The sequence below is a fragment of the Buttiauxella sp. BIGb0552 genome, from assembly GCF_004366275.1.
GTDB classification, from domain to species: Bacteria; Pseudomonadota; Gammaproteobacteria; order Enterobacterales; family Enterobacteriaceae; genus Buttiauxella; species Buttiauxella gaviniae.
Genome location: NZ_SODY01000001.1, coordinates 517,315 through 538,868, shown reverse-complemented (window position 1 = coordinate 538,868; position 21,554 = coordinate 517,315). Strand labels below are relative to the sequence as shown.

General features: G+C 48.6%; 24 protein-coding genes. 14 read left to right on the top strand and 10 right to left on the bottom strand.

Annotated features, from left to right (window positions below):
* The first annotated feature begins 89 nt into the window (after nt 1-89).
* On the top strand, nt 90-983 hold the full coding sequence (eamA, locus tag EDF88_RS02555) for an O-acetylserine/cysteine exporter (protein ID WP_134182686.1): 894 nt from the start codon (nt 90-92) through the stop codon (nt 981-983).
* 45 nt (nt 984-1,028) lie between these two features.
* Here the strand turns inward: eamA and marB are convergent, their stop codons facing one another.
* The 3 genes from marB to marR are packed head-to-tail and all read right to left on the bottom strand — an operon-like array spanning nt 1,029 to nt 2,127.
* Nucleotides 1,029-1,244 carry a multiple antibiotic resistance regulatory protein MarB gene (gene marB, locus EDF88_RS02550; RefSeq protein ID WP_064518791.1) on the bottom strand — a complete coding sequence of 72 codons (216 nt, stop codon included), beginning with the start codon at nt 1,242-1,244 and terminating at the stop codon, nt 1,029-1,031.
* 52 nt (nt 1,245-1,296) lie between these two features.
* Entirely contained in the window at nt 1,297-1,671 is a 375-nt protein-coding gene (marA, locus tag EDF88_RS02545) for an MDR efflux pump AcrAB transcriptional activator MarA (protein WP_064518792.1), read from the bottom strand.
* Nucleotides 1,672-1,692: 21 nt separating this feature from the next.
* Nucleotides 1,693-2,127: a multiple antibiotic resistance transcriptional regulator MarR gene (gene marR / locus EDF88_RS02540; protein WP_064518793.1), complete on the bottom strand. Its 435-nt coding sequence runs from the start codon at nt 2,125-2,127 to the stop codon at nt 1,693-1,695.
* 200 nt (nt 2,128-2,327) lie between these two features.
* Here marR and EDF88_RS02535 point away from each other — a divergent pair, with 200 nt between their 5' ends.
* Nucleotides 2,328-2,999, top strand: coding sequence for a MarC family NAAT transporter (locus EDF88_RS02535; RefSeq protein WP_134182684.1), 672 nt, complete (start codon nt 2,328-2,330; stop codon nt 2,997-2,999).
* Between the two features lie 43 nt (nt 3,000-3,042).
* Here EDF88_RS02535 and EDF88_RS02530 read toward each other — a convergent pair whose 3' ends face one another.
* A complete protein-coding gene (locus tag EDF88_RS02530; protein ID WP_064518830.1) occupies nt 3,043-4,236 on the bottom strand; it encodes a sugar transporter in 1,194 nt (397 codons plus the stop codon).
* Nucleotides 4,237-4,402: 166 nt separating this feature from the next.
* Here EDF88_RS02530 and EDF88_RS02525 point away from each other — a divergent pair, with 166 nt between their 5' ends.
* The 5 genes from EDF88_RS02525 to EDF88_RS02505 all read left to right on the top strand — a co-directional run bounded on the left by EDF88_RS02525 (nt 4,403) and on the right by EDF88_RS02505 (nt 10,308).
* Nucleotides 4,403-5,212 carry a PhzF family phenazine biosynthesis protein gene (locus EDF88_RS02525; protein WP_134182682.1) on the top strand — a complete coding sequence of 270 codons (810 nt, stop codon included), beginning with the start codon at nt 4,403-4,405 and terminating at the stop codon, nt 5,210-5,212.
* 38 nt (nt 5,213-5,250) lie between these two features.
* Nucleotides 5,251-6,045: a PhzF family phenazine biosynthesis protein gene (locus EDF88_RS02520; protein ID WP_134182680.1), complete on the top strand. Its 795-nt coding sequence runs from the start codon at nt 5,251-5,253 to the stop codon at nt 6,043-6,045.
* A 118-nt stretch (nt 6,046-6,163) separates the two neighbouring features.
* Nucleotides 6,164-7,090, top strand: a complete 927-nt coding sequence (gene glsB, locus EDF88_RS02515) for a glutaminase B (protein WP_134182678.1) — start codon at nt 6,164-6,166, stop codon at nt 7,088-7,090.
* Nucleotides 7,091-7,261: 171 nt separating this feature from the next.
* Nucleotides 7,262-8,701 carry a GGDEF domain-containing protein gene (locus EDF88_RS02510; protein ID WP_134182676.1) on the top strand — a complete coding sequence of 480 codons (1,440 nt, stop codon included), beginning with the start codon at nt 7,262-7,264 and terminating at the stop codon, nt 8,699-8,701.
* Nucleotides 8,702-8,856: 155 nt separating this feature from the next.
* Nucleotides 8,857-10,308 carry a tagaturonate reductase gene (locus tag EDF88_RS02505; RefSeq protein WP_134182674.1) on the top strand — a complete coding sequence of 484 codons (1,452 nt, stop codon included), beginning with the start codon at nt 8,857-8,859 and terminating at the stop codon, nt 10,306-10,308.
* A gap of 131 nt (nt 10,309-10,439) precedes the next feature.
* Here EDF88_RS02505 and dsbG read toward each other — a convergent pair whose 3' ends face one another.
* Nucleotides 10,440-11,204, bottom strand: coding sequence for a thiol:disulfide interchange protein DsbG (gene dsbG / locus EDF88_RS02500; protein WP_134182672.1), 765 nt, complete (start codon nt 11,202-11,204; stop codon nt 10,440-10,442).
* Nucleotides 11,205-11,349: 145 nt separating this feature from the next.
* On the opposite strand from dsbG, the gene EDF88_RS02495 reads away from it, so the two are divergent.
* A complete protein-coding gene (locus EDF88_RS02495) occupies nt 11,350-11,640 on the top strand; it encodes a VF530 family protein (RefSeq protein WP_134182670.1) in 291 nt (96 codons plus the stop codon).
* A 22-nt stretch (nt 11,641-11,662) separates the two neighbouring features.
* Nucleotides 11,663-12,451: a phosphotransferase gene (locus tag EDF88_RS02490; protein ID WP_134182668.1), complete on the top strand. Its 789-nt coding sequence runs from the start codon at nt 11,663-11,665 to the stop codon at nt 12,449-12,451.
* Here the strand turns inward: EDF88_RS02490 and EDF88_RS02485 are convergent.
* Nucleotides 12,448-13,647 carry an FAD-dependent oxidoreductase gene (locus EDF88_RS02485; protein WP_134182666.1) on the bottom strand — a complete coding sequence of 400 codons (1,200 nt, stop codon included), beginning with the start codon at nt 13,645-13,647 and terminating at the stop codon, nt 12,448-12,450. The two genes, EDF88_RS02490 and EDF88_RS02485, sit on opposite strands and share 4 nt — an antisense overlap.
* A gap of 224 nt (nt 13,648-13,871) precedes the next feature.
* Here EDF88_RS02485 and EDF88_RS02480 point away from each other — a divergent pair, with 224 nt between their 5' ends.
* Nucleotides 13,872-14,381, top strand: a complete 510-nt coding sequence (locus EDF88_RS02480; RefSeq protein WP_034455602.1) for an Rrf2 family transcriptional regulator — start codon at nt 13,872-13,874, stop codon at nt 14,379-14,381.
* A 3-nt stretch (nt 14,382-14,384) separates the two neighbouring features.
* On the opposite strand, the gene EDF88_RS02475 is transcribed toward EDF88_RS02480, so the two are convergent.
* From EDF88_RS02475 to EDF88_RS02465, 3 genes are all read right to left on the bottom strand, one after another.
* Complete coding sequence (locus EDF88_RS02475) at nt 14,385-15,389, bottom strand: iron ABC transporter permease (RefSeq protein ID WP_064518840.1); 1,005 nt, start codon at nt 15,387-15,389, stop codon at nt 14,385-14,387.
* Nucleotides 15,389-16,345 carry an ABC transporter substrate-binding protein gene (locus EDF88_RS02470; RefSeq protein WP_134182664.1) on the bottom strand — a complete coding sequence of 319 codons (957 nt, stop codon included), beginning with the start codon at nt 16,343-16,345 and terminating at the stop codon, nt 15,389-15,391. Before EDF88_RS02470 ends, EDF88_RS02475 begins: the two co-directional genes overlap by 1 nt.
* Nucleotides 16,346-16,577: 232 nt before the next feature.
* The gene (locus EDF88_RS02465; RefSeq protein WP_134182662.1) at nt 16,578-17,369 is read right to left on the bottom strand and encodes an ABC transporter ATP-binding protein; all 792 of its coding nucleotides are present in this window, start codon (nt 17,367-17,369) and stop codon (nt 16,578-16,580) included.
* A 143-nt stretch (nt 17,370-17,512) separates the two neighbouring features.
* On the opposite strand from EDF88_RS02465, the gene EDF88_RS02460 reads away from it, so the two are divergent.
* From EDF88_RS02460 to EDF88_RS02450, 3 genes are read left to right on the top strand one after another with little or no spacing between them, the layout of a single operon-like run.
* Nucleotides 17,513-18,565, top strand: a complete 1,053-nt coding sequence (locus EDF88_RS02460) for an ABC transporter substrate-binding protein (protein WP_166671940.1) — start codon at nt 17,513-17,515, stop codon at nt 18,563-18,565.
* On the top strand, nt 18,555-19,559 hold the full coding sequence (locus EDF88_RS02455; RefSeq protein ID WP_134182658.1) for an iron ABC transporter permease: 1,005 nt from the start codon (nt 18,555-18,557) through the stop codon (nt 19,557-19,559). The genes EDF88_RS02460 and EDF88_RS02455 overlap by 11 nt, the downstream gene beginning before the upstream one ends.
* Nucleotides 19,556-20,308: an ABC transporter ATP-binding protein gene (locus tag EDF88_RS02450; RefSeq protein WP_134182656.1), complete on the top strand. Its 753-nt coding sequence runs from the start codon at nt 19,556-19,558 to the stop codon at nt 20,306-20,308. Before EDF88_RS02455 ends, EDF88_RS02450 begins: the two co-directional genes overlap by 4 nt.
* On the opposite strand, the gene EDF88_RS02445 is transcribed toward EDF88_RS02450, so the two are convergent.
* Complete coding sequence (locus EDF88_RS02445; protein WP_134182654.1) at nt 20,292-21,017, bottom strand: substrate-binding domain-containing protein; 726 nt, start codon at nt 21,015-21,017, stop codon at nt 20,292-20,294. The two genes, EDF88_RS02450 and EDF88_RS02445, sit on opposite strands and share 17 nt — an antisense overlap.
* Nucleotides 21,018-21,268: 251 nt before the next feature.
* On the opposite strand from EDF88_RS02445, the gene EDF88_RS02440 reads away from it, so the two are divergent.
* Nucleotides 21,269-21,538, top strand: coding sequence for a hypothetical protein (locus EDF88_RS02440; protein ID WP_134182652.1), 270 nt, complete (start codon nt 21,269-21,271; stop codon nt 21,536-21,538).
* The last annotated feature ends 16 nt before the right edge of the window (nt 21,539-21,554 follow it).

Sequence of the window (21,554 nt, the reverse complement as noted above, 5' to 3'; positions counted from 1 at the left end):
GCTTATGCTTAAAAGTGCGATCTGTATCTGTTTTCAGATTGGATATAGCCTTAAATTTTAACAAAATTGCAATAAAACGAGGGCAGGGTATGACGCGTAAAGATGGGCTACTGGCGATGCTGGTGGTTGTCGTGTGGGGGCTTAATTTTGTAGTCATTAAGATGGGATTACACAATATGCCGCCGCTGTTACTGGCTGGTTTGCGCTTTCTGCTGGTTGCCTTTCCCGCATTGCTGTTTGTCGCGCGTCCTAAAATTCCCTTTCGCCTGCTTGCCGCTTACGGGCTGACTATCAGTTTTGGGCAGTTTGCGTTCCTGTTTAGCGCTATCAAGTTTGGTATGCCCGCTGGACTTGCTTCACTGGTGCTGCAGGCGCAGGCATTTTTCACCATTATCCTTGGTGCGTTTGTGTTTCAGGAGCGCCTGCAAGGTAAACAGTTGGCGGGAATAACGCTCGCGGTGATCGGGGTGCTGGTGTTGATTGAGGGTAGTCTCGGTGGGCAGCATGTTGCTTTGCTCGGTTTTATGTTGACGTTAGCGGCGGCACTTAGCTGGGCATGTGGGAATATCTTCAATAAGAAAATCATGCAGCTTGAACCTCGTCCACCCATTATGTCTTTGGTGGTGTGGAGCGCATTAATACCAGTACTGCCGTTCTTTGCCGCCAGTTACTTGCTTGATGGCCCAAACGTGATGTGGCAAAGCCTGATTGCCATTGATATGACGACGATTTTGTCGCTGGTATATCTGGCCTTTGTGGCGACGATAGTCGGTTATGGCATTTGGGGAAGTTTATTGGGGCGCTATGAAACCTGGCGAGTTGCGCCATTGTCATTGCTGGTGCCCGTTGTGGGGATGGCGAGTGCTGTGTGGTTACTGGATGAAACACTGTCGTTCACGCAGTTGGCTGGGGCGTTACTGATTATGGGCGGCTTGTATATTAACGTTTTTGGCTTGCGGATTAGACGAGCGATAGTGAGTTAATTTCATCTGGCGGGCTAGCGTAAGTGCGCCCGCCAGATGCGGAAATTAGCGCGTGCTTTCGTGGTAGTAAGGCGTACCCAATAACTCTGATTTATCACCAATTGTTTCGTGGGAACTGCAATTGGTATGGCTGTCAGAAGGAGGGAGAATCATCCCGCCGTGATTGCTTTGGGTGGCGTTAAAACTGCCGGGCTGCTCCGCCAGAGCGTTAGCGGAAGCCAGAATCAGTACCAGGCTTACAGCGCCGATAAAACGTTTCATAAATCCTCGGTGTCTGTTTTAACCAGACGGTTGCATAGTGTTTGTTAATTTTTTAATGATTTAGCGGGTGAATAAACTTTCCTTCGCCACCTGAACACGCAACGCGGTATCTGTGAGGTGGCACAGAGAAGTAATTCTTGAACGTGCGGGTGAGTGTCTGTTGTGACTCAAACCCATAACGCTCTGCTAAATAGAGAATCGGCTCGTTGCTTTCTTTAAGCATGAGGGCGATCTCGGTCAATTTGCGATTACGGATGTATTGGCCTAATGAATGACCAGTCTCTTTTTTAAACATCCTTTGCAGGTGCCACTTCGAGTAGCCAGAACGCTGTGAAACCTTCTCAAGTGACAGAGGGTTTTCCAGATTCTCTTCTATCCAGTCCAAAATGCTTTGAATTGTTATGGCATCATTGTTCCGTCTGGACATCGTTTCACCTCTTTTCAGGTTTTACGGTAATACTTTTGTCAGCAGTTGATAAAGTGTGTTCACTTCGTCATCTGTCAGGTTTTTAGTTAGCTCTTGATGCAGGTTTTGCCCCACAAGCTGGTGGCATTTTTCGCACAACGTTTTCCCTTCTGGAGTCAGTCGTACCAGCACACCGCGTTTGTCGTTTGGGTTGGGCAAGCGTTCGATCCATCCTTTGGACAGTAGGCGATCTAACATGCGCGTGAGCGCACCGAGGTCTACCGACAACGCTTTCTTCAATTCCACCGGTTGCAAACACCCTTCGCAATAAATGCTGCAAAGCACCTTAAATTGCGTAGCGGTGATATCGAGAGGGGAAAGGTGATCGTTTAGCAGGCGATCCTTATGCTGGTTAACCATATGGATAAGGCGCCCCAAAGGAATGACTTCGTTAAACAGATCGTTGGTGCTTTTCACTATGATTGCCCAGGCAAGTATATTTAATCACGGCAGATATTATTGCTCAGGCAACCATAAGTCAACGTGATGGTTCTGCGATGACACGAATAGCTAAAACGGTTCAGTTTTTAACATTGATACAAATCCGATAACGTAAACGCAGAAGGTTGGCTGCTATACTCAGCAGCGCATAAAGCAACCGAATGAAAGGGTAAAAGATGATGGAATTGGTTAAGGCCATAGGGTTTGGATTAGTGGTGCTACTGCCGCTGGCTAACCCATTGACCACTGTGGCATTGTTCCTCGGCCTTGCCGGAGATATGAACAAAAAAGCGCGTGATAAAACCGCGTTGATGGCGTCAGTCAACGTCTTCATCATCATGATGGTTGCGTATTACGCTGGGCAAGTTGTGATGAATACGTTCGGTATTTCGATACCCGGTCTGCGTATTGCGGGTGGTTTGATTGTTGCGTTTATTGGCTTCAGGATGCTATTTCCGCAACAAAAGGCACATGAGTCCCCCGAAGCACACTCGAAAGCTGAGGAACTGGAACAAGAGCCGGATACCAATATCGCGTTTGTGCCGCTTGCGATGCCAAGCACCGCAGGTCCTGGTACCATTGCGATGATTATCAGTTCATCGTCAACGATTGAACACGGCGTCAATTTCTCTAATTGGGTTGTGTTGGTGGCGCCACCGATAATTTTTGCGCTGGTGGGAATAATTTTATGGGGCAGTTTGCGCAGTTCTGGCGCGATTATGCGTCTGGTAGGCAAAAGCGGTATTGAGGCAATTTCCCGTCTGATGGGCTTCTTGCTGGTTTGTATGGGTGTGCAATTTATTATTAACGGCGTGCTGGAAATTATTACCCACTTCCCGGCGCAGTAAGTTTAATAAGGGCCGCGGTAGCAGACCGTTGCCCTTAACTCACTTAGTGGCTTTGCTGTTCTTCCAGCGACACGGGCCAGCGACGGAATATCAACACCGACCAGATAAGTGCTGCCAGGGCTGGAACCGCACCGACCAACCCGATACTCGACATATCAAAATGCAGGCTGACCTGGTTTCCAACCAACGCGCCCGCACCAATCCCAAGATTAAAAATCCCTGAGAATAGCGCCATCGAGACGTCTGTTGCATCCGGAGCCAGCGCCAATACTTTCACCTGCATACCCAGCGTAATAATCATAATAGCGATGCCCCAGAACAGGCTTAATATCGTCAGGTTCACTGTGCTTTGTGCTGCGGGTAAGAGCAATGCAAGGCAAAGAACTAACAAGCCGATTGAGCCGCTAACCAGCATTGATGAATGGCGGTTGCCCAACTTGCCAAACATAACACTACCAATAATCCCGGCACCACCAAGAACCAACAACAAGAAGGTGGCCACGTTGGCGCTAAGGCCTGCCACCGTTTGTACAAACGGCTCAATGTAGCTATAGGCGGTGTAATGCGCGGTTACGACTACGGCTACCAGCACATACAGACTCATTAACGCCGGGCGTTTGAACAGCAGTGGCAAACTTTTCAGTGAGCCAGAATGTTCGCTTGGTAATTTAGGCAGCAGCTTGATAACGCAAAATAGTGTCAGGGCGGCTATCACGCCGATGGCGAAGAAGGTGGTGCGCCAGCCGAAATACTGACCGACCACGCGCCCAAGCGGCAAACCTAGAACCATCGCCAGCGCTGTGCCGGTTGCAATCAAACTCAGAGCCTGGGCTTTTTTACCCGCAGGTGCCATGCGTATCGCCAGAGATGCGGTTATCGACCAGAAAATAGCGTGAGCAAACGCGATACCAATGCGGCTTATTACCAGCACGGTGAAGTTCCAGGCCACGAAAGACAGCACATGGCTTGCGATAAACAAGGTAAAGATGCCAATCAGTAGCCGTTTACGCTCAACCTGGCTGGTCAATAACATAAATGGCAGTGACATCAGCGCAACGACCCATGCGTAGATAGTGAGCATGATCCCGACTTCTGCAGTTTGCATTCCAAAACTACTGGCGATATCGGAAAGCAAACCGACGGGAACAAATTCAGTGGTGTTAAAAATGAAGGCCGCAACCGCGAGTGTTACGACGCGTAACCATGCCGTTTTACGTGAGACATTACTTATTGTCATAGATTGGTTTCGCGCTGATAAATGAACTGTTAGGAGAGGCGGTGATCATAAAACCATCGATCCAGCCATACAACCCATTTTGTGATTTAAGTCTCATTTAATTGTGCTGTTAAACCTGACTCTCATGGCATGGTATGTAATTGGGATATGTGGTGGAGTGAAAGCGATGCAGCAAATTGATTTTTATATGGTAGATGCCTTTACCGATACCACTTTTGGTGGCAACGCAGCGGCGGTGTGTCCGCTTACTGAGTGGTTACCTGATGAAGCCCTGCTGGCAATGGCTCGCCAGCATAACCAGTCAGAAACAGCTTTTTTTATTACTACAGATGATGGCTTTGAATTGCGCTGGTTCACCACGCAGGGGGAAATTAATCTCTGTGGCCACGCAACGCTTGCAACGGCGCATGTGATTTTTGAGTCTCTCAATTACCCTGAGGCCACAATCCACTTTACAACCCGTTTCGTTGGCCCACTGACTGTTACGCGTAATGGTGACTGGTTAACGCTGGATTTCCCGGCAACCGACAGCGAGCCTGTTGAGCCGCCACAATTACTGCTCGATTGCCTGGCGATTAGTGATTACCAGGAAGTCAGACTTGGGCGCACATATACCGTGCTGCTTGAGAATCAACGGCAGGTTGAAGCGGTAAATCCTGATATTCAATTGATGCTCAAGCTCAACCAAAAGGTCTGCATCACGGCACCTGCCGAAATTGAAGGTTACGATTTTGTCAGCCGTTTCTTCTCACCTGCTGCGGCAATTACCGAAGATCCGGTTACCGGGTCAACTCACACCATGTTGATTCCTTACTGGGCGGCCCGCTTAGGCAAAACACAGATGTTGGCTCGTCAGGTTTCCAGCCGTGGAGGCGATATTCGCTGCCAACTGGTCGGTGATAGGGTGTTGATGTCGGGCAAGGCGGTGACTTATCTGGTCGGCAAAGTATTACTGCGCAGCCAGCCAACGTTATGATTTAACGCGCATTATTGAGTTATCCGGGAGGAGAGGCTATGCAACAAATTGATTTTTATATGGTAGATGCGTTTAGCGATACCACTTTTGGCGGCAATGCGGCAGCAGTATGCCCGCTTACTGAATGGCTGCCTGATGAAACTCTGCTGGCAATGTCTCGCCAGCATAATCAATCCGAAACGGCCTTTTTTATTACCACCGATAGTGGTTACGAGTTACGTTGGTTCACCACGCAAGGGGAGATTAATCTCTGTGGCCATGCAACCCTTGCAGCGGCACATGTGATTTTTGAATATCTCAATCACCCGGAAACCACGATTCACTTCGATACACGCTTTGTTGGCCCGTTGTCGGTGACACGTAACGGGGATTGGTTGACGCTTGATTTCCCGGCCTGGGAATCTGAACCCGTTATGGCGCTTCCGTTGCTACTGGAAACGTTAGGTATTACGCAATGCCAGGAAGTGCGTGTCGCACGGGACTACATGGTTGTGCTGGAGAATCAGCAACAGGTAGAGGCTGTTTGTCCAAATATCAATGCGATGATACCGCTCGAAAAAATGGTCTGTATTACTGCCCCGGGTGACGGCGAATATGATTTTGTCAGCCGCTTCTTCTGCCCAGGTGAATCGGTACCGGAAGATCCGGTGACAGGTTCAACACATAGCATGCTCATTCCATACTGGGCGGACCGCTTAGGTAAAACGCAGATGCTCGCTCGCCAGGTATCCCAACGTGGTGGTGATTTGCGATGTCAACTCGTTGGCGACAGAGTGCTTATAGCGGGTAAAGCAGCAACTTATTTGATTGGGAAAGTATTCCTGCGCAGCTGAGTTATTTTCACTTGAAACGCATCGGCTGGAAAGCGCTGTTGCGCGTTTTCATCTGCCTGACGTGGCGGTGGTCTGATATAATGGCGGGCGTAAAATACCCGCCAATCAGGAGTTTGCAGTGCCAGGTCTGTTAGATAATCAATTGCTGGAAGATATTCTCACACAGGTACGGCCATTAATTGGTCGCGGTAAAGTGGCGGATTACATTCCTGCACTGGCGGAAATTCCAGGAGATAAGCTCGGGATTGCAGTTTGCACTGTAGACGGTGAGGTATTTAGCGCAGGGGATGCGACAGAGCGCTTCTCCATTCAGTCGATCTCTAAAGTACTGAGTCTGGCATTGGCAATGGCGCGCTATGACGAGCACGAAATCTGGCAACGCGTGGGTAAAGAGCCATCAGGGCAACCATTCAATTCCTTACTCCAGTTGGAGCTTGAACAAGGTAAACCCCGTAATCCGTTTATTAATGCCGGCGCGTTAGTGGTATGCGATATGTTGCAGACTCGCTTGAGTGCGCCGAAGCAACGTATGCTGGAAGTGGTGCGTTTGCTTGCGGAGCAACCCGACCTGGCTTATGACTCACGCGTAGCGAAATCTGAGTTTGAACATTCTGCCCGTAACGCGGCTATTGCCTGGCTTATGAAATCATTCGGCAATTTCGACAATGACGTCATAACCGTCCTGCAAAATTACTTCCACTACTGCGCGTTGAAAATGAGCTGTACTGAGTTGGCAAAAACCTTCCTGTTTTTGGCAAACCAGGGGCGCGCATTGCATCTTGCTGATCCCGTTATTACGGCTCAACAAGCCCGGCAGATTAATGCATTGATGGTCACCAGCGGAATGTATGATGGTGCCGGTGAGTTTGCCTATCGTGTCGGGATGCCGGGTAAGTCGGGTGTCGGCGGGGGAATCATTGCCGTTGTGCCGCATGAGATGTCGATTGCTGTCTGGTGCCCGGAATTGGATGCTTCGGGGAACTCGCTTGCGGGAACGGCAGCACTTGAGATTCTGGCGCAGCGAATTGGCCGCTCAATTTTCTAAGATTTTCGTAAGCCAGGCATATTAGAGCCTAATGGATCAGGCTTATAAGTTTTATCTCGTTGGCCGCAGGTCGTACCAGATAAAATATGCTAAGCTAAAATTCATTTTTTGCACTCATCTCGTTGTATTATTTTATTAAGCAGTGCATGCATAAATATGAGTTAAAACAGCATGTCTAATCAAAATAAATTTAAGATCTTTTCGCCTGAAAAATGGCTGGCTAACGCCATAAATATATTTTTTATTACTACATTGTTTTACTTCTTTGGGGCTTCACTTCGCCTGATTGATGAGCTGTCTTTGTTCTGGCCGCTGAATGCCGTGCTGGCTGCCGTGTTTGTGCGCAACCCGTTCCTGAATCGCCCTGTATATTATTTCCTCTGTTATAGCGCGATGGTGGTTTACGACGCTTTTACCACGCATTGGGGTTGGCAATCAGCGATAATAAATCTCTCCAATATGGTGTTTATTATCATTGTAGCCCTGCTATTACTCCGTTATTCCCGAGATGAAGATGAAAATAATTGGGCCATTAATGCCTTTAAACTTTTCTATTTTTGCCTTATTGGTTCGCTGCTCAGTTCTTTATTAGGATCTTTGGGCTCCCTTGGCCCTTCATCAGACTATCGTCAGCTTCTTCCATTGTTTGGCGATTGGTTTAGTGAGCAATTCTCTACCGGGGTTCTGATGATGCCATTTTTGCTTATGGCTAAATGGCCGCAGTGGGGGAAGATGCCCGCTTTTCATTTTTCGAAACTCTACCCGCTGCTGGGCGTTATCATTTCGGTGATTGCCTCAGTAGTGATTGGAGGTGCAGGGAGTCTTGCGTTCCCGCTGCCAGCCCTTATCTGGTGTGCGATCCGCTACCCATTGCCGATTACTGCGTTGGTTACGTTTTTAACGGGCGGTATGGAGATTGTTCTGGTTGCCAACTCAATAGTGGTCTTTCACCATAGCCAGCCGCTGGTGGTGAATGAGATGTTCTCTGCACGTCTGGGTATTGCCACTATGGCGATTTGCCCGCTGATTGTGTCGGTGAGTGTAGATGCCATTAACCGCCTGATTAAACAGACCTCGCTGCGGGCCGATTATGACTATCTTACCGGTGTGCATTCTCGTTCAGGTCTTTATGAAGCGCTGAAAATCAACGCGCCGTTAATGCATAAACCCGGGCAAAAATTGTCTGTGATGCTGCTGGATATCGATTATTTCAAACGTATTAATGACAACTATGGTCATGAATGTGGGGATGTCGTATTAAGCGCGTTTGCCGGGCAATTAAGAAAGGTTGTGGGTGAAGAGGGGCTGGTGGCCCGTCTGGGCGGCGAGGAGTTTGTAGTGGCTTGTAGCACTAACTACGAAGATGAAGGATATAAGATTGCGGAGAAGATTCGCCAGAGCGTAGAACTCATGGCGTTTCGTTATCAGCAACAAACTCTGTTTATTACTGTCAGTATTGGCCTTGCTGTCGCAACACCTAAAAATGAGCCGCTGCTTGATGTGTTTAACTCGCTGTTGGCAGAGGCAGATAAATACCTCTATTTATCCAAGCGCAATGGCCGCAACCAAACAAGCACCGCCACCTTTAAAGAACTGGCTATCAATAGTTAGTCACAGATAGAGAGTTGTTCTACCAAAAATGGGTGTAAAAATAATTGGTATAACAACTCTAACTTGATCAAAACGGGGTTTCACTTCGTTGAGTTCTGGTAATTTGGACAGGATTTTTATGGTCGCTCATCCTGTACACACCAAGGAACAACATAGTGAAAACACTTAATCGTCAAGAATTCCCTGGCGCCCAATACCCTGAACGTATTATCCAGTTTGGTGAAGGCAACTTCCTGCGTGCTTTCATCGACTGGCAAGTCGATCTTCTTAATGAACACACGGACTTAAATGCGGGCGTTGTTATCGTACGTCCTATCGACAGCGCATTCCCGCCGTCGTTATCTACCCAGGATGGGCTATATACTACGGTTATCCGTGGTCTGAACGAGCAGGGCGAAGCGGTAAGTGACTCGCGTCTGATTCGCTCCGTTACCCGTGAAATCAACGTCTATCAAGAATATGAAACTTACCTGAAACTGGCACATAACCCAGACATGCGTTTCGTATTCTCTAACACCACCGAAGCGGGCATTAGCTACCACGCAGGCGATAAGTTTGAAGATGCGCCAGCGGTAAGCTACCCGGCTAAACTGACCCGTTTGCTGTTCGAACGCTTTACCCACTTCAACGGTGCTGCGGATAAAGGTTGGGTTATCATTCCTTGCGAATTGATCGACTACAACGGTGACGCACTGCAAGAACTGGTTCTGCGTTATGCACAAGAGTGGGAGCTGCCTGCAGCATTCATCCAATGGCTGAACGACGCTAACACATTCTGTTCTACGCTGGTGGACCGTATCGTTACTGGTTATCCGCGTGACGAAGCTGCCGACATTGAAAAATCTTTGGGCTACAAAGATAGCTTCCTGGCCGCTGCCGAGCACTTCTACCTGTTTGTTATTCAGGGGCCTGCGTCACTGGCACAAGAACTGCGTCTGGATAAATATCCGCTTAACGTGCTGATCGTTGATGACATCAAACCTTATAAAGAACGTAAGGTTGCAATCCTGAACGGTGCTCACACTGCGTTAGTTCCGGTTGCTTATCTGGCTGGTTTGAACACTGTTGGCGAGTCGATGAACGATGCCGAAGTTTGTGGCTTCGTAGAAAAGACCATCGCTGAAGAAATCATCCCAGTACTGGATCTGCCACGTGACGAATTACAGTCATTCGCACAAGCGGTAACCAGCCGTTTCCAGAACCCGTATATTCAGCACCAACTGCTGTCTATCGCGTTGAACGGCATGACCAAGTTCCGTACCCGTATTTTGCCGCAATTGCTGGCAGGCCAGCAGGCTAACGGTACTTTACCTGCGCGTCTGACTTTCGCACTGGCAGCACTGATTGCCTTCTACAAAGGCGAGCGTAACAACGAAAGCTATCCGTTACAGGATGACGAGCATTGGTTGGTACGTTATCAGCAACTGTGGACTTCACTTGGCGACAAACAGATCACCGAGCAGCAGTTGGTTGAAGCGGTACTGTGCGATAGCGACCATTGGGGCCAGGATTTGACTCAGGTTCCAGGTCTGGTTGCTAAAGTTAGCGAAGATTTGCAGGTTATTCTGACTCAGGGTATGCGTGCCGCAGTAGCTCGTTACTGCTAAGTGCCAAACCGGTAGAAAACCTTGATATAGTGCCTCCAGGCTTAGCTTAGAGGCACTTTTTTTATGCACAATTATGCACTCTGGTTCCGCCAGTTTTGGCGATGTTACGTGACAACGTCACCCATAAATGGTTACTTATCGCCACCCATGATCGTTTTCATGGTCTCTTCATCTGGCAGGCCCTGATGTTGTTGCAGACGCCCATCTTTATTGAGGTAATAAATAGAAGGAGTGGCCGTCCCGCCCAGTTCATCCATTAACGCCAGGTTATCTTCCAGCGCTTTCGTGATTTCTGGTTTGATGGTTGCCGGGATTTTTAATGCCAATTTCCCTTTGCTACTCTCATATTCAGCCAATGTTTTAGCCGGATCGTCAGCCATCATGATGGCTGCGGCTTTTTGCCCACTGTCCGGGCGTAACATCCCAACCATTAAGACGCGTAGCTGTACCTTTCCTGAATTCAGCCAGGGTTGCGCATTCTGCCAAAATTGAGTGCAGTACGGGCAGTATGGGTCGGCAAACGCGTAGACAATTTGCGGGGCATCTGCTTTTCCTGCTGCTATCCAGTGATTTTTCTCAAGTTTCTGCCACATCTCTTTGGCCATGGGCGCATAAACCCATTTCTCGACTTGCGCATCGCTGAGGTTTTTCCCGGTGGCATCAACCAGATTACCCATAATTGCATGCTGTTTATCCGGGGTCAGGAACACTGTTGTGCCTTGCCCCTGGAATTGCATCACGTAGCCTGGTAGGTCGCCGGGGCCTTTAAATTCACCTTTGAGTTCAAATCCTTGCTGCTGTAAGGCGGTAATTGGGGCAGGGAGTTTAGCCTCAGTTGCCAGCGCGGAAGTGCTGGTTAGCAGGGCAAGCGACAGGGTCCATACTGCATGTTTCATTACGTATTCCTTATCATTCTCTTGATGAATGTATGCCCGGGTAGGCTACATGTCGTACGCTTGTAAGGAAAGTTCTCGTTTAGAAAGATGAGGCCGCGTTATTTTGTTATCTTATGCGCAATTATTTAGATCTACTGGACGCATTATGACCCACTCATCAAAAGACCCTCTGCACGGTGTGACGCTTGAAACTATTGTGAATGCGTTAGTTGCACATTTCGGCTGGGAAAAACTAGCAAAACTTATCAATATCAATTGTTTCAAAAGCGACCCAAGCGTGAAGTCCAGCCTCAAATTTTTGCGCCGCACGCCATGGGCACGTAAAGAAGTCGAAGATCTGTATATCGATATGGTAGAGACCACAAACGAGGCGTCACAAGACCTTCCAGCTGATAGCCCGTGGGCCAACTGGCAGAGCAAGAAAGACCAGGAGTAGTAACCAATAGCGGGGTGAAGTGATGAGTGATTGTCTGGCAAAAATGGGGGCTGCCCGTGTTCGTCGAACGTCATTCCATGGTATCGAATGCATTGAAAAAAGCCCGAGCAGTACAGTCGAGTTTCAATTCTATCAATATGTTGCTCCGGTATTTCGCTCCGCTGGTATCGCTATCCCCGAGTTGTTAGCATGTGATGCCGAAACCCAGACATTAACGCTGGAATATATTCCCCACGCTATGAGTCAACATGAGTCAGCGGAGCGCCGCGACGTGTTGACGACAATTACACGTATTCATCAATATCCCGTCGATAAGCAATGGGCTTTTAAAAACCACCATTGGATGCAGAACAAAACTACAAACGCGCTTGATCTACTGAAGTTACCGAGTGAGTCTGTTGCGATTGTTCTCGATATTGAAAAATATGGCTCATGTCTGTTTAGCCCACAAACGCTTATCTCTGGTGATACCAATGCAGGTAATTGGGGAATAAGAGAACAGGGAGATGTGGTGTTATATGACTGGGAGCGATTCAGTACCGGCAGCCCGGCAATTGACCTCGCCCCCTTAATTAAAGGAATGGGAAACATCTCTGATTACATTCATATCGCAAAACGATATCAGGAAGTTTCACCATCCACTGATGCCGCTGCGCTGGCTCAGGAGATTGCTATCTGCAAATTATGGATAGTCACCGAAGTCCTCGATATTCTTTCTCGCAACCATAAGGCCGATCTCAGCAAATATATCGATTGGTATCGCAGCCATTTGCCAACATGGCTAACTCAGATACGGCAATTCTTAGGTTAAACAAACGGCGCTAATGGGTCGGCTGCCGCAAAGGCGATTTCTTTCTCCGGTTTAGGCGGATAAATCAGTTCGCTAGTGATAGCGATTTTAATTTTCTTGCCATCCGCGCGGGTAGATTTCACCACCTGATCCCATCCCTCGGTGTAAACCGCACCCCATTCACCTAAATCCAGGCAGGTGACGTAGTTGACCTGGCTATAAGGATGGGGAGCCACGCCGATGATGTCTGCTGCAACGTTGTTGCCCACAAAACGTCCGAGCATGATCGCGTGCTGGCAGGTCATCAGGGCAGTGTTGCCTGTATCATCGGTACGGGCATAAGCCACATCACCGGTCGCATAAATATCTTCATGACCAACTACTTTCAGGTTTTGATCTACATGCAGGCGACCTTGTGCATCGCGCGTGGCTGGAATTTGCGCGGTAAGTGGGCTGGCCTGTACGCCCATAGTCATAATCACTGTGTTGGAAGCAATAAAATCACCGTTCTTAAACTTAACGCCATGTTCATTGATAGCAGTAATTTCTGCTTCAAGCCTCCATTCAATGCCAAGTTCGTCGCTTGCTTGTTTGATAACCTCACACAACTCTTCGCTGTAACGGCCGCCAACTACTTGGCTTCGGTCTGCAATAATCACACGCACCGGAGTTTCATTTCCCAAAATCGTACGTAAACGAGCAGGGAGCTCGGTTGCCAGTTCAATGCCCGTGAAACCACCGCCACAAACCACAACAGTATTACGCGCATGGCTATCGGGTTGCTCCGCTAACTGGTGAAGGTGTTTTTCAAGATGAGCCGCGCTTTCAAGTTTATCGACATCAAAAGCATGCTCATTTGCGCCAGGGAAAATTGGGTTGATTTGACTGCCGGTGGCTAATACCAGGCGGTCATAGTGAAGCGCCGCCAACTGGTCTTGCGCGGTGTGATACCACACTTGTTTGCTCGCGACGTCAATCTCACTGGCGGACCCGGCAATAAACTTCACTCCTGTAGCAGCAAACAGCGGTAATAGAGGCGCTGCAAAATTTTCAACTCCCGCCTCATAAAAGCGTGGGCGAATACGGAGCTCTGGTTGCGGTGCGAGGACTGTTATCTCAATATCGTTGCGATCGTGAAGATCGGTTAAACGTGCAGCGCTCAACGCTGCCCACATTCCGGCAAACCCTGCGCCTAAAATAAGAATTTGTTGTTTCATAATTTATCCCTGGTTTTTCTGCGGTCATTGAAAATCTTAACTACGATCATATTTGTCGTAGTTAAGATTTTCAAGGGCTTTAGGGTGGTCAGAAATGATTTACGTCTTAATCATTTGAAATTAATTGATATTTAAAAACAAATTAATAATGGTAACTGACAGGAATTGCTTCAAAACAAGGAAGGATTTATTATTTAACTCAGAATAAACGGAGCGGAGCATTTATGGCATTTTACAGTTCTGGCGTGGAGTACGGTATCCATAGCCTGATGTGTCTGGTTGATAGCAAAGGTGATGGCCGCGAGATGAGCGTGCGGGAAATTGCTGAGCTACAAAACGTTCCGTACGACTATCTGGCGAAGATTTTTACCAAGCTCTCCAAAGCTCAGTTGGTTGAAAGTACCGAAGGAAAAGGTGGGGGATTTCGCCTGGCGAAACCTGCCGATCAGATAACAGTGCTGGATATAGTCGCGGCTATCGATGGTGAAAAATCGATTTTTGACTGTAAAGAAATTCGCCAGCGCATGGCTATCTTTGATGAGCCAGCTCCCGCATGGGCATGTGAAGGCGTGTGTGGTGTGCGCCATGTGATGCAGGTTGCGCAGCAACGTATGGAAGAAGCTCTTGCTCAGCACACCGTGCTGGATTTGGCGCGCAGAATGTTTAGAAAAGCGCCGGAAGCGCTGCCTATCCAAATTGAAGAGTGGATAGGCCGTCGCCGTAGCGACGCTTAGTATTTAGCTGACGCGGCGTAGCAGTATCACCAGAACAAACACGCCGCCCACACCGGCTGTGATAATCCCAATTGGCAGCTCCTGAGGGGCGGTGAGTGTTCTACTAAGAATGTCGCCCGCAGAGAGAAGTATTGCCCCCATTATTCCCACTAGTGGCAATAATTTCCGGTGACGCACACCAGCAAATGGTCGCGCCAGATGGGGCACCATCAACCCAACAAAACCAATCACCCCGGTTAGTGAAACCAGGATTGCGGTGGCCATAGAACAGCAGAGGAAAACCTCGGTTCGTAAGCGATTGACGTTAATACCCAGTGACCAGGCGGTTTGCTCGCCTGCCAACAGGGCATCGAGGGCTCGCCAGCGTCGGGATATAAGCACAATGAGAATGATCAGTGCGGTCGCGGCAAATCCGAGATTTTCCCAGCGTGCAAAACCTAAACCGCCAAGCGCCCAAAAAAGTGCATTGCTGGCGGCCCGCTGATCGCCGGAAAAAATCAGGAAGTTGGTCAACGCCCCAAATAAAAATGACACCGCCAGCCCGCATATAATCAGCTTTTCAGTTCCTTTATGTGATTGAGACATAAAGATAATCATCACGGCAGCGGCAGACAGCATCCCACCGACAAATGCGGCTATGGGCAATGTCCACGAACCCAGACTATCGCCAAGACGGGTTATCACCAGCACCACGCCTGCAGAAGCACCCGAAGATAGGCCGAATAAAAAGGGGTCGGCTAAATCGTTGCGCGTGGTGGTTTGCAGCAAGGAACCGACCAGGGCCAACCCGGCACCGGCAATTATGCCCAGTATCGTGCGCGGCAACCGTAATTCGAGCACGATGCTTTTTATCATCGGGGCAACCTCACCATGCACCAGGCCGAGGGAGGTCAACACTTGTGAAAAAGAGAGTGCTACGCTGCCATTCGCAACACTTGCCAGAGCGAGCCCCGCAAGCAACAGCGGGGCGACTAGCCACACCAGCAAAAAACGCTTGTTAGCGAACATTAGTTAAATGCTGCCGGATAAAACGCGCGGGCAAGTTTAGTAATCGCTGTGATATTGGCAGGCCCTGGTGTCAGTTCCTGATACTTCAGTTTCAGATAGCGATGATGAAGCACCGCTGGCGTATTCTTCATCAACGGATGTTGTTCCAGGAAACGCCGTAACCCATCAGCACCACCGTTATAGTCAGACTGATAGTCCATCAGAATAATAAACTCAGGCTCCGCGGCGGCAACACTTTCCCAATTGGTCGCGGCCCAGCTTTTATCCATCGTATCCATGACGTTTTTACCGCCGGCAGCTTCGATAATTGCCGTTGGCATGGCATACGCACCGCTGGTGAAAGGCTTATCTTCGCCAGAATCGTAGAGGAAAACGCGCACTGGTTTATGCCCGGCAATCTTTTGGGTTAAGTTCGCAACGTGTCTTTTCCAGCTATCGACCAACTTAACGGCATCTTCTTCTTTGCCGAATACTTTACCCAGTCGCATCATATCGCTATACAGCAAATCCATACTGGCGCGTGGGCGATGGCTATCTACATGAATACAGCTTTCGGTCAGGACCAGCGTTTTTATATTAAATTTCGCCAGTGCATGGGGCGTGACATCGCCACGTAAACCATAGTTCCAGCCGGCGAAGAACAGGTCGGGCTTTGCCGCCAGTAACGTTTCCATCGACGGGTATTTCGGCGCAATTTCCGGGATAGAACCCTGCAAACGAGTAAATGCCGGGATATTTTTATACCAGCCAGAAATGCCACTGACGCCTACGATTTTTGGTTGCAGATGTAGAGCGAAGGCCATTTCAGACATATTGATGTCATGAACGACCATGCGCTTAGGCGCCTCGGTAAACGTCATTGGTTTACCACAGTTATCGACGGTGACCGGGAAGCCAGAGGCAACCGCGCCGCCAGAAATCACGGTCAGTAACGCCGCTAGAATTAATTTTTTCACACATACTCCTGATTCACTATTGCCGCAAATGATTGACCTTGCGGACATGAATAGCGGGGACAGGGTGTCCAGAATGGAACCTCACCTGAGCACACTATCCCGGATAGCGACGTGCGCTAAAACGGCAGAACCGAAAGCGAAACTCTCGCTTCCTGATAAACCGCCGCACCATACAGGAATTGATTGGGTGAATAGGTCTGGTCAGATCAAACAATGCTTAGTTATTTGTATTTCAATCAAATTGTGATGGCAGGGCTTCGAAGATGCGTAGTGTTTTGCCACTGTTGGGATGTGTAACATGCAGGCTCTGCATACCGAATATTTTTGCAAGCCAGGGTGAGTCCAGAACCTGCGCCGGCGTACCTCGGCAAATCAGTTGCCCCTGGTTCATCATCAGAACCTGGTCTGAAAAAGGTTGAATCAATTCAAGATCATGCAACACCGCAATGGTGGTGATGTTTTTGTGTCTGACGAGGCTAAGCAACTGATGACGGGCGAGTGGATCGAGATGATTGGTCGGTTCATCCAACAACAGCAAAGCGGGTTGTTGGGCCAGAACACGGGCTAAACCTGCTCGCTGACGCTCACCACCGGATAATTTCCCCAACGAAACCTGTTGTAGATGCGTGATGCCAACATCGTTAATCGCCTCGGTAATGGCGTTTTCATGTTCAACATTTGGATATTCGGCCTGCCAAGGAATGCGCCCCAATGCCACATATTCACGCACTGTTAGACGTAAATCTGCATTGTCATGCTGGGTCAGTAGAGCGACAGAGCGCGCGCGTTCAATGGGTTTCATGGTGCTTAACGCTTTACCCTGAATCACAATCTCGCCGTGAGCGGGTAGCAGCTCGCTGATGATAAGCCGTAACACAGTCGATTTCCCGCTACCATTTGGCCCTATTATCGAAACAAATTCACCGGGATAAATATCAAATGACACCGCATTCACCTGTGGTGTTTTACCGGCAAAGCAGTGGGTTAGGTCACGAACAGATAGTAGGCTTTCAGGCGCGTTCATTGGCAATATCATTAGCTGAAAATGGCGCTTAGGATAGCAGCCATGTTTTGCCAGGCAAGCAGTAAGGATCGATAATCAGTTGCTAATGCCATCGCTATATAATTTAATATATATCGAATTTACTCCTTTCCCAGATGGCAACTATGTTAATCCTTCGTAATATCGTACTGGTTCTTGCCAGTATGTTTTTCGCATTGAACGCTCAGGCAGACAGAATCATCGCTGACCAACTTGGTCACCAGGTCACTATTCCTGATCATGTTGAAAAAGTGGTGGTGTTACAGCATCAGACCTTGAATCTATTGGTTCAGCTTAATGCACAAAATGAAATAGCAGGTGTGATGACCAGCTGGAAAAAACAGCTTGGCCCTGAGTTTTCACGCTTTATGCCTAAGATTACCTCGCTGCCGACTCCGGGTGATCTCACCTCGGTAAATATCGAAAGCTTGTTGGCCATTCACCCGCAAGTGGTATTCGTCGCCAACTATGCACCCCCTGAGATGATTCAGCAGATTCAGAGTGCTGGAATCCCTGTCGTGGCAGTCTCTTTGAGAAAGGATGCTGACGGGCAACAGGATAAAATGAATCCGACGATGGCGGATGAAGAGCTGGCCTACAACGAAGGGCTAAAACAAGGTATCCGTCTCATTGCAGATGTGGTGGGGCGCAAACCTGAGGGTGAAGCACTCATCAAGTATACCTTTACGGCGCGTGAGAAATTTAACGCTCCGGTTGCAAATATCCCTGATACGCAGAAAGTGCGTGTCTACATGGCGAACCCTGATTTGATGACTTATGGCTCAGGTAAATACACTGGGCTTATGATGAAGCATGCAGGTGCGTTGAACGTCGCCGCAGCCAGCGTAAAAGGCGCGCGCCAGGTTTCTCTGGAACAGGTATTACAGTGGAATCCACAAGTTATCTTCGTGCAGGATCGCTATCCGCAGGTGGTGACTGAAATTCTGAATGACCCGAACTGGCAGGGTATTGATGCCGTGAAAAACCATCGTGTCTGGTTAATGCCGGAATATGCGAAAGCCTGGGGTTACCCAATGCCGGAAGCCATGGCGATTGGCGAGTTGTGGATGGCGAAAAAACTCTATCCGGATGCCTATAAAAACGTCGATGTCGATGCCCAGGCGCAAGATTACTACCAGAACTTTTATCGTGTGAACTGGCAGCCCGATGCTAAGTAGTGAGTCATTTATTCCCCAGCAACTGGTACTGATTATCTCAGTGCTGTTGCTGGGAGTTGCTTCACTTTGCTTAGGTCAATATTCACTTACGCTAAGTGAAGTTCTCCATCAGCTAACTCATTTCTCCGATACGCAAAACATTGCCAACCAGGTCATCTGGACGGTAAGACTACCGCGTATTCTGATGGCTTTGCTTGCCGGTGGTGCGCTGGGTTTATGTGGAGCAACACTGCAAGGGGTTTTCCATAACCCGCTGGTTGATCCACATATCATCGGTGTGACGTCAGGCGCAGCCTTTGGTGGCACGCTGGCGATTCTGCTTGGTCTTGAACCATTAATGATGATGGGGTCGACATTTTTCTTCGGACTGAGCGCATTGATTCTGGTCTATGCGATTGCCGCTTTGCAGGGGCGAGAAAACGCATTGGTGCTGATTCTCTCCGGTATCATTCTGAGTGGTTTTTTTGCAGCCCTGGTAAGCCTTATTCAATATCAGGCCGATACAGAAGAAGTTTTACCTAACATCGTTTTTTGGTTGTTGGGGAGTTTCGCAACCGCCAACTGGCATAAAGTTTTGATGCTGACTGTTCCGGTCATGATTTCTACCGCGATTTTGTTCCAGTTACGTTGGCGCATTAACCTATTGTCACTTAACGATAAAGACGCGCAGGCGTTGGGTATTTCCGTGGTACCACTTCGACGCAGCGTATTGGTTTGCTGTGCATTTTTGGTCGCAGCACAGGTCGCTGTCAGTGGCAGTATCGCATGGGTGGGATTAGTCATTCCTCATCTGGCGCGTCTTCTGGTGGGGGTTGACCATCGCCGTTTACTCCCGACAGCATTCTGGATGGGGGGCGGCTTTATGATTGTCGTTGATGATATTGCCCGCACGTTAATGCAAGCCGAAATTCCATTGGGAATCATCACCGCTTTATTGGGTGCACCGCTGTTTACCTTTTTGCTAATACACTCAAGCCGTAGAGGCCGTCGATGAAAACGGGTGAATTACGTGTTCAGCAACTGTTATACGGACATAAAGAGCCGTTGTTTGAACCGCTCAGCTTTCACTGCCAGCAAGGGGAGGTTTGGGCAGTTCTCGGACGCAACGGTTTGGGGAAAAGCACTTTGCTAGACACGCTGACAGGTACATTAAAACCCCTCGCTGGGAATATAGAAAATGAGGGTGGCATTGGTATTGTTGCGCAACATTCGCACTTGCCCTTTCCGTACTCGGTAAGCGATGTGGTGCTGATGGGAAGGGCGCAGCATGTGAAGCTATTTTCACAACCGGGCAGTGCGGATAAGCAGAAAGTTATCGAGGCGCTGGAGCAGTTAAATATTGCACAGTTGGTTTCAACACCTTTTACTTCTCTCTCTGGCGGGCAGCAGCAATTAGTGATGATTGCCCGCGCGCTTGTGACTGCCAGCCAAATCTTATTGTTGGATGAACCTTGTTCAGCGTTGGATTTAGCCAACCAACAGGTGGTGTTACAACTGATTAGCGATCTGGCTCACCGCCAGCATCGCGGCATCATTTTTACCACCCATGATCCAGTTCATGCATTGCAGGTTGCAACCCATACGCTGCTGCTTTTGCCTGGAGGGAAATGGTTGGCCGGCGCGACCGATACCATCGCTTCTGAAGAGAATCTGTCTCAAGCTTATGGTTTAACGTTGCGGAAAATCAGGATGGACAACTATGCCACCCCGTTTGTTGCGCCACTCTTTACGATTGAGAAGTGAGTGGTAAAAAACCAGCGCTAGTCAGAAACGCTTGTCCTTCATGGCTAAGAATAAATTCAACCAGTGCCATTACCTCTGCGGAATTCTCGAGCACAGCCAACTGATATTCGCAGCGAATATTGTGTTCTGGCGCAATTGGTACGCAACGGATATCCAGCTGCCCGCTCAACGCTTTGCCATAATGCGCATAGCCAATAAACACATCGGCGAAGCCGTGGCGTAAAATCCAGGCGCTAGCCAGTTCACCTGGCGGGACGCTGAGCGTATCACGGCCACCAACCAGCGGAATTGCCCGCAGGCGCAGTTGCTGCCCAAGACCTGGCTGAAGCTGTTCGAGTTTATCAAACAGTGCCCATGTGTAATCACCAGACGGGTCACACCCAGGCGTGGAAGTACCAATCCGTAGTGCTGGGTCAGTGAGCAAATCTAGCCAGTCGCCACTTTTTTGCGTAGTTAATACCAGTTGATTCCAGGTGAAGGTCTGGGTTTTGGTCGCTTTACCTGTCGCAAGTAAGTGTTGGGGATGCTCCCGATTGGCAGAAGCGAAAAGGGCGCAGGGCTCTCCAACTTCAATGCGCTCTCTCAACAACCCTGCCGGGCCATATTGTGCTGCAACCTCAATCCCTGTGAGTTGGGTAAAATGGTTAAGCAGCGGGGTTAAAGCCAGTCGTAAACTGCCGGCAGCAAGCAAAGGTAAAGGAGATCTCATGGGTTGATTTTGAACCTTAAGAGTCATGGAGAATACACCGTCTAATAATACTGTTTTTTATTGCTAACTGAAGGTTGTAGCCAGTCATGGGGGTAGTTCCTGGATACCATGATGTTATTAAGTTCCATGCTAAAATTTAACCACCACTTTGACATGGTTAACTTTTTTTCAACTGAAAATAGCATAGTATGACTCGCTATTGAGCTAATAATAACGATGAGTTCGTATTCAACTTCTCAGGGGAATCTGAAATGGAAAAATACGTTTTTTATGTCAATGGTAGCGCCACAAAAGTGTTTGCTAAAAGTGAGCTTTCCAAGAGTAGTGTCCAGCAGTTAAAACAAGAAGGATATAAAAAGTACCAACTGGAATTTGATGCAGATAGTAAGCAAGAAGCCATCAAAAAACTTAACGAAAACTCGCAGGATAATCTTGATTCGTTAAGTCAATTTTCGGGGAGTTATCTTTTTTTAGCATTATTCCCTCTTGCTATATTCCTACTGGTTTTTATATTTCGCTGAAAGGAATACCCATGCC